Genomic DNA, 10,132 nt, shown 5'->3' on the forward strand with positions numbered 1-10,132 from the left:
TCCCCAGGTGCCCACCCTCTGGGTCAGTGATCAAGAACGCCAGTGTCAGCAACAGGAGCCGACAGCAAAACATAGGAAAGAGCGGCGCTGGCTTGGCCGTCGTTCGACTGGATCTCCGCCAGCACCTGCGGCAGCAAGTCTGCCGCGTCTTTGCCGTCCGCAGCGGTGGCGGCGCGTACCAAGGGGGTGTCGCTTGCCACGGCCAGAACAAGTTGCGGTGCAGCTTTTGCTTCTGGCGCCAAGGCCATGGCGAATTCCAAGTGCCGGTTTGCACCATTGCTATGGGTCAGCCGATTGGTGAGATTGTAGATATTGCCCTGTGCGCTGATCAGAACCACCCAGACCGATTGGGCCGCGGGTACATGGACTTCAGCTTGCAACGTTTCGCCGCTGACGGCCTGATCCCCTGAAAGCGTCAATTGCACAGGGTCCGGTTGACGGCCCTGGAGGGCGCGGGCCAAATCAGCTGCCGCGCATTGTTCCGGAGTAAGAGCGCGATGCTGCAGCGCGGGACGGGTGCCAAAGCGCTCCTCATAAGCTGCGGGCAAGGCTTCGAACGCGCTTCCATCCACCGAATAGGTTTCGACCACCCCCGCGTTGGGGCCGGCGGCAAGCCGGGTGGCAAAGCTGCAGCCGCCGGCACCGAACCCTGCAAGAAATCCTTCGCGGGTGCCGGGTGAAGGCGGCGGAATGGCCGGAGCGGGCGGCTGTGCCGCGAGTTGCCCGTCACCGAAGGCTGGAGCGGCCAGCCCAGTCTGCAGCAAGCCAGTTTGCCAGGCATGCCAGCCGGCTGCACCCGCAAGGGTAAACAGCAAGATTGAGACGAACACTGCAGCCTTGCGAGAGGTGCCGAATGTCTTCGGATGTTTGGGTTCTGCCCCCCCAAGCCCTGCGTGAGTGAGCGGTGGAGGCCGGCTGGAGGCTGCGGCGGATGCAGGGAACTGCAAATCCGGGATAGTTGCCTGCGGCGGCAGAGCCAACCCGGCCGCGGATACCTGAACTCCTGATGCTGGCAGCGGCCGGCGGTTTGCGGACCGGTCAGACAGTGCTGGTTTTGCATCCAGGCCCTCAAGCAAGTGCAACACATCCTGCATCGTTGCGGGCCGCTTGGCCGGGTTCGGCTCCAGCATCCGCGCCAGCAGCGGCTGAATTTCCTCCGGCAGCAAAGACAAATCCGGCACCACGCGACGGGCAGCGGCTGCTTCAGAAATCGAGCTGCCCATTTCCAGCGGCTTGCCAAGCAGAGCCGCTGCGGTCAGAAGCGCCAGTCCGTAGATGTCGGTTGCCGGGCTGGTCGCGCCGCCGAAGTGGCCCAGCTGCTCCGGAGCAACGTATTTGAACTTGCCTGCAAATTTCCCTGCGGATGCCCCCTCCGGAATGGTCTGCGCCCTGGCGATGCCAAAGTCGATCAGGCGTGCCTCGCTCACGATGCCATCAGGCAGCATCACGTTGTCCGGCGACAGGTCCCGATGCACAACGCCCTTACTATGCGCCTTGGCCAGCCCCCTGGCCAGGCGTTGCAGCAGGACCTTGGCAGTTTCGCCGGGCAGAGGCCCGAACTGGCGCAGGTGGTCCGACAACGGAATGCCACCAATGAATTCCATTACCAGAAAATAACGGTCCAGATCACGGTCATGGACGTAATTATAGTAGCGGACGATGGCATCGTCGGTCAGCAGCCGCAGAGTGCGGGCCTCGCGCCGGAACATGTCGCCAGCCTGCACATCGCTGATCAGCTCCGGCCGGATTGCCTTGATCGCCACCGGATCTTCAGTACCGATCTCTATGCCCCGGTACACTTCGCCCATGCCTCCGGATTTCAGCGCCGCCTGAATGCGGTAGTTGTTGTTGATCACGGTGCCCGGACTCAACCCGGAAACAGCCGCCGCGGCGGCTGTTTCCGGGCGGGCCAGTGGAATGGATCCGGCACCTGCGGGGATAAGCGCTTCGCCTGCAGTTTCGGTCTGTGGGCGCTTCTGAGACGCAGTGGGCTGGCGCGGCATGCTCAGCGCCTGCGCCTCGCTGATAATCTGCGTCCGGTCATCCGCCTCTGCATCGGCGAATGGCTGAGCCTTAGGATCTTTGGGCGCTGCCCCGGTCATGCCAAATCGTCCAGGACGTCGTCGGCCGGCCAGTTGCCGCTGTCAACGGTGGCAGCGCAGCGGACGGCCAAGACTGTTACATTGTCCCTGGCACCGCGGTTCAGGGTTTCGCGGATCAGCGCTTCACACGCCTGCTGCGGTGGCAGAGACGCCAGGCAGGCAGCGATTTCGTGGTCCTCAATGTGTTCGGTCAGCCCATCCGAGCAAAGACAAAAAATATCACCTGGCTCAAGATTGCCGCTGACCCGGTCGCACTGCGGTTCATTGCTGGTTCCGATGGCACGGGTGATGACGTTCTTGCGGGGCCAGTTTTCGGCCTCTTCCGGTGTTATTGTTCCTGCGGCAAGCAAGGCGTTTGCCTCGGTGTGGTCACGGCTTTGCTGAACCAGCTGGCCATTGCGCAGAAGGTAGGCGCGGCTGTCCCCTGACCAGATGCACGCATAACTGCAGCCATGCACAAGCAGAGTGACCACCGTGGAGCCGACCGTGCTGCCGCCCAGTTCCGCCGCGCGCGCCCGGATCAGCCGGTTGGCCTGGAACAGCCGATCCATGAACCGCGACGTCAGATCTTCGTCAGATGCGGCGTGGCCGATGGTGTCCAGCTGCTGGACAATTGCGGAGCTGGCAAAGTCGCCTGCCTCATGGCCGCCCATGCCGTCAGCCACTGCCCAAAGGCCCGAGTCGGGGCGTGCCAGCAGAGCGTCTTCGTTCACATTGCGGCGGCACCCCACATCAGTGGCCGATCCGGTTTCAAACTCAAGGCAGAACTCAGCTGTCAACATCTGCATCCTCTGTACCGCGGAAGGTGCCGGCCAGCAGCCAATGAAGGGCCGGCGCCGCTGGCATGCCGCTGCATCCGAGCCAGATGGCGGCCTTGGCGCCGCTGGCAGGTGCCCACCAGTAGCTGCGGGTCAGCAGCGCGCGTTCAGCATCGGCTGCGCTGGCCGCTTGGAGCAGCTTGGACAGATCCCCGTTTGGCTGATGCGCCCACAGCGTGCCGCCCGTCTGCGTGGCAGCGTCATCTTCGGCAGGCAGCTGCAGATGCAGACCATCCAGTAATGCCGCCCCGCCCTGGCCCGGTTGCATAACCGAGAAATGCGCGGCCAGCGCCTCATAGGCGGATTGGTCCGTGTCTTGCAGCGGTGCAGGCACCGCGGCCCCCTGTGCGATCAGAAACAAAGGATAGCGCCGTCCGGCCCGGTCGCGCGAGCAGCGCAGAACCCCTATCAGGCTGCGCCCGAGAACAGCGCGTCCGATCCAGAAACGCAGATCCTGCGCCTGTTCCCAGAACGCAGGCCAGTTCTGCCCTTGCTGGTCACGGATCTCCGGCAAGCAGCTGTCGAGCCAGGCCTCCAGCTGCTCTGCCGTGTGGTGCTCCACATTGGCACGGAGAAAATCGCCGTACCCGGGGTGTTTGCCTAATAGGCCGATGTCCGCGTCCATTCCGCTACTCCAACGTGACAGGGCAGGAGAAATCCGCCAGTTCCGGCATCAGGAAAGGCACTGTGGTGCTGTCGAACTCGATCCGGTAGCTGATCGAGCGGCCGCCAATCTCATGGCGCACGTCCACCACATTGCCAGTGACTTTGGAGCGGCCCTGGCGCAGGAAGGTGACGATATCCCAGCGCCCGTCGGTAAAGCTGAGCGCTGACTGCCGCTGCCTCTTCTGGGGGAACAGTTCCACCGACACACCAGAAGACTGCCCCGGCCAGGACAGTGCCGCGGGTGTGCTGCCGGGCTGGGTGCGTACGGAGGTGCCGTTGACCGACAAAACAGCCAACTCGACCGAGGGAGAGGAATCCGCATGCACAATGGACATGCCCACCTCCGGTTCTGGCGCACCCGAGGCAAAGAACGCCAGCTGGATGGCCTGCGCATTGCCGAACTGGCGCAGAATCTCTGGCGACAGCCGCTGCCCGGTTGCGCTGCCCGGTGCGGGCTTCAGCCCATCCGGCGAGCGGACCACATGCGGCTGCAGATAGGACGTGTAAAACCTGTCCATCCGGCCGCCGGGGCCGAAAAATTGGCCGAACACCGCAGGCGAGACATGCCTGCCGCCGCCAAAGGGGTAGAGCGGTGCAATGAAGTCCCGGCAGAACTGAGTCACCTCGTCGTTGAGCGCCCGGTTCAGCTGTGACATCGCCGCGTCCTGGGCCTCGGCCCGGAATTCGCTTTCAGCCTCGTTCAGCAATTGCGCCAGAGGGGCCGGCAAAGCCGTATTGTTCATGGTCAGCGCCGACAGCGTTTGGCTCAGCATCGCTTCGTCCGCCGGGGTCGGTGCAACGGCCGCCTGGCGCCGGTTCTCGCGCAGGTCGCCAAGCGCCGCGAGCACGAGGTCAATCGGGCGCTGCCCCGGCTTCCCGTTCAGCAGACTGTGCCACTGCGCAAAGTCATCGGAGATACGCTCCACCTGCCGGCGCTGCAAGTCCTCGCCATGGGCCTGGCCGGCCGCGCCCGCCTGGGTCTGCACCTTGGCGCGCGCCTTGAAGCTGTCCAGTGCCACTTTCTGGAAGACGCCGGATTTGCTGTAGATGCGTTTGAACACCGCATCGCCCATGTTGGCGCCCAGATCGCCGCCAGAGGCCGCGACCGCCGCCGGATCCAGCCTGTCGAGCTGATCATAGAAGCGGGACAGACGGGTTTCTTCCTCGACCGCCTCCACCAGTTCCAGCAGCGGTGAGGCGACCTGCGACGACGCCGCGGCCAGGGCTGCGTACTGCGGTGCATCCGCCGACATCCTCGCCAGTCCGATCTGTGCGAACATCGCCTTCCAGGCGGCGCTGAATTCGAGCCTGTAAACCCGGTGCAGCTCAGCCTCGAGCCCGGCCAGCTGGGTTTCATAGCCGACGCGCCCGGCTGCCTCGCCCAGAACCCATTGGTCTTCGCGCAGTCGGGTGCGGGCCGTGGTCAGCTCTTCCAGGAAATAGCCCCAGTACCCTTCAAAGGTGTAGAGCGCCGGGACGCCAACCGACTGGAGCGGCGAGCCATCCGTGGTTTCCAGAACCTGGGCCACCTGGCCGGACAGCCGCTCAGCCAGGCCAAAGTCGCGGATGCCGGAAGTTGCCGCACGCTCCTTGATCAGGGCATAGGCCTGTTCAGCCAGCGGCAGGTTGACGATTGCCTCACGTGCCTGCCGCACGATTTCCGGGTCGATGCCGATCACCGGTTTGCGGTCTCCGTCCAGATCCAGCAGCGCCTCCAGATGCGCCAGCAGCTGCTGACGCTCATCAATCTGGCCCGGCGCGTTGAACTGGCGCCGCCACAGCTGCTCGAAATAGCTGGTAACAGCGGCGTCGTTGTCAGCGGCATTGCCCTGCCCCGCCCCGCCCAGCAGCAGGTAAACCTTGAGCGCACGGTAGACTTCGGCGGTGTCTTCATCGGCGATCAGCTGCGGGATGGCGTTTTCCAGATGCAGCACCAGACGCGGCCGCAGCATGCGTTCCAAACCGTCAGAATAGGCCCGGTGAGTCGCCCCAGACAGTTCCGCATGGCGCGACAGGCCAAGTCCCTGCCAGAACCCCGGCCGCTCCGGATCGCCGTACCCCGTAGTCATGTCGCGCAGGTCCTGCAGATGCGGCATCACCGGCGAGGGGTCGGTGCCGTCAATCACGGTGCGGGACAGCTCGTTTCGGGCCGCATCGAAAAACGCCACCGCGTCATGTTCCGCATTGCGGGTCAGCGTTGCGTTCTGCCAGTAGCTGTAGCCGAAAGCACCCATTGAGCCTGCCGTGCCCAGCAGAATGGCGGCAAAGGCCGTGCTGCGGAGAAGCGCCGTGCGGCGCATGGCGGCACGGTCGAAGCCGACCCAGCCGCGTTCCTCGAAGATCACCTTCTTCATCAGATCATGCAGGAAATACGACTTGCCCTTGCCCGACATGAAGGCAGGCTGAAACAGGCCCGCATCGCCGCTGTTGCGGGACATCTCACCCAGCACCTGATCAACCGGTGTGCCCTCCTGGGTGCCCGAGGTGAAGTAGAAGCCGCGCAACAGCGCGCTGGTCTTGTAGCGGGTGGGTTCAAAGACGACTCGCAGGAATTCACAGATGTTCCCGCGCAGCATCGCCATCTGCCCAGGCAGGCCGAATATCGCGATGCGGCTGGCTCCGTCGGGTTCCTCGTTCATCCGGTCGATCACCTCGTCCGACAGACGGCTGATCAGCTGGTCAAACTCCGCACCCGCCTGTTTATAGGTTTCCACGCCGCGGTCCTTGGTCTGGAAGGTCACCCCCCAGACGGATTTGCGGCGGCTTTGGCTGAAGCTGGCAAAGTATTCGCGGAAGCCCGAAATCAGGTCTGCCTTGGTGAATAGCACGTAAACCGGGAAGTCGATCCTGAGGGTTTCGTGGATCTCTCCCAGCCGCGCCCGCACCGTCGCGGCATTTTCAGCAATCGAGGCGGGGGAGGCAGACATCATGTCCTCGACCGAAAAGGCCAGAATGACGCCGTTCACCGGCTGGTCGGGGCGCCCCTTCTTGAGCAGGCCCAGGAAGGCATCCCAGCTGGCTTTGTCCGCCGCCGCATCACTGTCGTGCATGGTGTAGCGGCCGGCGGTGTCGATCAGCACCGCGCCCTCGGCGAACCAGAAATCGCAGTTGCGGGTGCCGCCGAACCCCTGCGCCTTGTCCGGCAGAATGTCCTGGCCCGGGAATTCGATCCCGGCATTGGACAAGGCTGTGGTCTTGCCCGCCGCGGGCGGACCGATAATCACATACCAGGGCAGATCATACAGGTAGTTCCTGCCGCCCGCCTTCTTCAGTTTCGCCATCGCCTCCTGCAGGCGTTCGCTCAGAACCGTGGCATCGCCCACAGGTTCCTGCAGCAAGCTGTCCTCCAGATCCTGCGCGCGTTTCCGGCGCCGCCGCCAGCGAAGCCCGTAGTACAGCGCCAGCGCAAACAGAATTGCACCAATCACCGCGGCGCGGAACCAGACCGCAGCAAGCAGGGTCAGGCCGGTCATCGGGAACCCGAACCAGATGGCAGCAAACAAGGCAAGGATGCCGGTCAAGATCAGCGGAATGCGCATCCAGGGCTTGCGCAGCAGCTGGACTGGCAGGCTGAGAAAGGAAAGGAGCCGGAACATTCTAGTTTTCTCTCGGAATCATGATTTCGACGCGGCGGTTGCGTGCCCTGCCGTCACGGCTGCTGTTGTCAGCAATCGGGTCGACTGCGCCCTTGCCCTCGGCCGAAATCCGGCTGGCGTCGGCCAGTGCCGCGCCCAGAACAGTTGCGACAGTTTCCGCCCGGGCCAGTGAAAGCTGCTCATTGGTCTTGTAGCGCCCGCGCCCCGACGGCGGCACGCTGTCGGTATGGCCCACCACCCGCACCGGGCCGGTTTCCCCGTCCAAGGCCGCGGCGGCGGCGCCGATCAGCATGCTGATATCGCTGCTCAGATCCGCGGAGCCTGAGGTGAAGCGCAGCGCCCGGCCGACACGGATGAGCACCCAGTCATTGGTTTGGTCGAGTTCGATCTGGCCGGTTTCCAGCTCGCCCTCCAGCGCGCCAGTCAACCGCTGCATTTGCGTGCTGGGGGGTGGCTCGTACGGGCGGACAACCGGCTGCGTGCGTTCGATGACGATGCCGGGCTGGCCCTGGTGCAGCGCCAGGATACCGTCACGCACTTCGGCGCTTTGCCGGGTGAGCAGCGTCGAAAGTGTTGCAAACAGCGCCATCACCATCACAGCGGACACGCTGAGCGCCACCCACAGCGGCAGCTTGCCCTGATTGCGGCGGGTGCCAAGCGGCACCGCGCTCCAGCGAGGCGAGATATCGTCATCCGGGCGCGGCTGCACCCGGCGCAGGGTTTCGTAGATGGCTGTGCGGATGCGGGCGCTTTCCACCGTGCCGCTGGGCATGGTGCGGTACTGGCCCTCAAAGCCCAGCGACAGGCAGGTCAGCATCAGCTCCAGCAAGTGAAAGCGCTGGCCGGGCGCCCGCATTGCCTCGTCCACTTTCTGAAAGAAACCCACCCCGGAGGAGCGGTCGCCGAAGAACCGCGCCGCCATGGAATATTCCTGCCATATGCCGCGGTCGGTGCCGGGCAGGTTCTGGACGATGTCGTCCGCTGTGGCGGACAGCACGTATTTGGCATCGAGAACGTCCTGCGGCGCAGCATTTGCAGCATGCGCCGTTTTCTCGAAGGCGTCGATTTCCCGGACCACATGGTCGATCAGCGGGGCGGCCTGCATGTCCACCAGCCCGGTGCGCAGCCGGCCAAGCAGCACCAGAAGGTCTGCCGCAGCCGCAATCAGCGGATTGGAGGATTGCGCAGCGCCGCTGCCTTGCGCCTTCAGCGCATCAGCCAGCGCGATCCGCGGTTGCGCCTGTGGCCGGACCGCCTGGCCCGGCTGCACGATATCGGGGAAAATCCCTGCGCCGGCAGGCTGCTGGCCCGTTGCGGGCCGGTACTGCGGCTGCATTTGCGGTGGAGCAGGCTGCGGCGGCAGCGCTCCGCCAAGCCAGGTGTCCTCTGCCGGGGACTGCACCGGAGCAATACGGCCCGGCCCGCCGCCGGCAGGCGGCAGCGGCTGTCCAAACACCGTATTTCCTGCCGGCGGAGCTGCTGGCGGGCGCGCCGGCGCCGGGCCGGGCACCGGCGGGATCGGCTGTCCGAAAACGGTTTTGTCGTCATCCTCCGCCATCAGCCGCCCTCCGGCACCGCCCAAAGCTCAAGCTTCAGGTCCGGCCAGTTGCCCGCAAAGTGCAGCCCCACCGCCGGGGCGGTCGAGAACTCCCGCCACAGGTCCGAGGACTTGTCGAGCAGGAAATAGACATTGGTCGACACCACCCGGATCTGCCGCGGCGGGTTGGGCAGATGCACCAGGCCGATGCCGGGCAGGTTGTTGCTGACAATCTGCTTCATGCTGGTGGAGGGCCCGGCCTTGCACAACTGCGGGAACTGCTGCTGCACCTGGGTCAGGGGCAGGCTGGAGGACACCTCGATAACAAAGGTTGCCTGGGCAAACAGGTTCCGGTCATTGACCAGCGCCGCATAGGAATTGGCGCGGACCTCGTTCAGCGGCAGGCGCACCGCCCGGCCCACGTCCCGGGCCAGCAGCTGCTGGATGTCCTGCACCAGGGCGGTGAAACTGTCCTTGCTGTCCTGGTGGCTGTAGCGTTCGTAAGTGCGGGTCCGGCGCGCGCCCTGGTCGAAGGTTGACAGCTCGCCTGCCAGCGCCAGCAGTTTTTCATAGAGCCTCTCGGGATGCAGATTGGCGAGACCCTGCATGTGCTGCAGAACCGGCAGCTCGCGGTTCAGCACCATCAGCATGAGGTAATCCGTGGCCTGCATCCCCCCGCCCGAGGACGGGTCGGAAGCATAGCGCGCCAACGTTTCCAGCTTGGCCTCAATCCAGCCGATGACGCGGCTCAGATAGCCCTCATAGGCGGGATGCACCCGCATCACCAGCGCCACCGGCGGCACGCTGTCGTCCAGGGTCACGATGCCGTCGCGCATATCGATAATGCGCGCCAGCCGGATGTTCTGGTATCCGGGGCGCGGGGTCTTGCGAAGCACCAGTTCCAGCCGCGGCTGGGCGATTTCGACGATATGCTCCGAGCGGCCGGCCGACGCGTTGTTCACCACGGTTTCGGCATTCAGGACGAAACGTGTTGCCGCATTGGCGGCCGCTGGCGACACATCCTGCCCGCTGACGCTGGCATCCGGCAATGTCAGCCAGACATCCAGCCCCTGGGCCTCATCCTCCGGCACCTCCACGGGCACCGGCAGCGGCGCCGATCCCGGCGCATCAAAGGCCATGCCGTCGGGCATAATGCCTGCCACCGCCCGCAGGCCGATCTTGCCTTGCTGCGCCAGATCCCGGTCGAACCGCAGCTCGCTCACGCCCCAGGGGTAAGGAGTGATGTTGGCAGTGCGTTCACGCAGCTGGTATTCTTGGTAGCGGTCGGCCTGCTGCAGATGGTGCGGTTGAAGAAACAGGCCTTCTTTCCAGGCCACTTTGCTGAAATTCGACATGTGTATTCAATCGTTTCCATATCAAACGGGCCGGTGGCCCCCGGTAAGAATGACGCAA

The 10,132-nt window shown here is 64.5% G+C and carries 6 protein-coding genes; all 6 read right to left on the reverse strand.

Features of this window, described 5'->3' with window-relative positions:
• Positions 1 to 23: 23 nt before the first annotated feature.
• From N6L27_RS15610 to tssK, 6 genes are read right to left on the reverse strand one after another with little or no spacing between them, the layout of a single operon-like run.
• Positions 24 to 2,102 carry a serine/threonine-protein kinase gene (locus N6L27_RS15610; RefSeq protein ID WP_271908225.1) on the reverse strand — a complete coding sequence of 693 codons (2,079 nt, stop codon included), beginning with the start codon at positions 2,100 to 2,102 and terminating at the stop codon, positions 24 to 26.
• Positions 2,099 to 2,890, reverse strand: coding sequence for a PP2C family protein-serine/threonine phosphatase (locus N6L27_RS15615; protein WP_271908226.1), 792 nt, complete (start codon positions 2,888 to 2,890; stop codon positions 2,099 to 2,101). Before N6L27_RS15615 ends, N6L27_RS15610 begins: the two co-directional genes overlap by 4 nt.
• On the reverse strand, positions 2,871 to 3,545 hold the full coding sequence (gene tagF, locus N6L27_RS15620) for a type VI secretion system-associated protein TagF (RefSeq protein ID WP_271908227.1): 675 nt from the start codon (positions 3,543 to 3,545) through the stop codon (positions 2,871 to 2,873). The genes N6L27_RS15615 and tagF overlap by 20 nt, the downstream gene beginning before the upstream one ends.
• A 4-nt stretch (positions 3,546 to 3,549) precedes the next feature.
• Positions 3,550 to 7,182 (reverse strand): type VI secretion system membrane subunit TssM, encoded by a 3,633-nt coding sequence (gene tssM, locus N6L27_RS15625; protein WP_271908228.1) that lies wholly within the window; start codon positions 7,180 to 7,182, stop codon positions 3,550 to 3,552.
• Between the two features lies 1 nt (position 7,183).
• Entirely contained in the window at positions 7,184 to 8,740 is a 1,557-nt protein-coding gene (icmH, locus tag N6L27_RS15630; RefSeq protein WP_271908229.1) for a type IVB secretion system protein IcmH/DotU, read from the reverse strand.
• Positions 8,740 to 10,074, reverse strand: a complete 1,335-nt coding sequence (tssK, locus tag N6L27_RS15635) for a type VI secretion system baseplate subunit TssK (RefSeq protein ID WP_260019018.1) — start codon at positions 10,072 to 10,074, stop codon at positions 8,740 to 8,742. The genes icmH and tssK overlap by 1 nt, the downstream gene beginning before the upstream one ends.
• Between the last annotated feature and the right edge of the window lie 58 nt (positions 10,075 to 10,132).

The sequence above is a fragment of the Leisingera sp. SS27 genome (assembly GCF_028368855.1).
Classification (GTDB): domain Bacteria; phylum Pseudomonadota; class Alphaproteobacteria; order Rhodobacterales; family Rhodobacteraceae; genus Leisingera.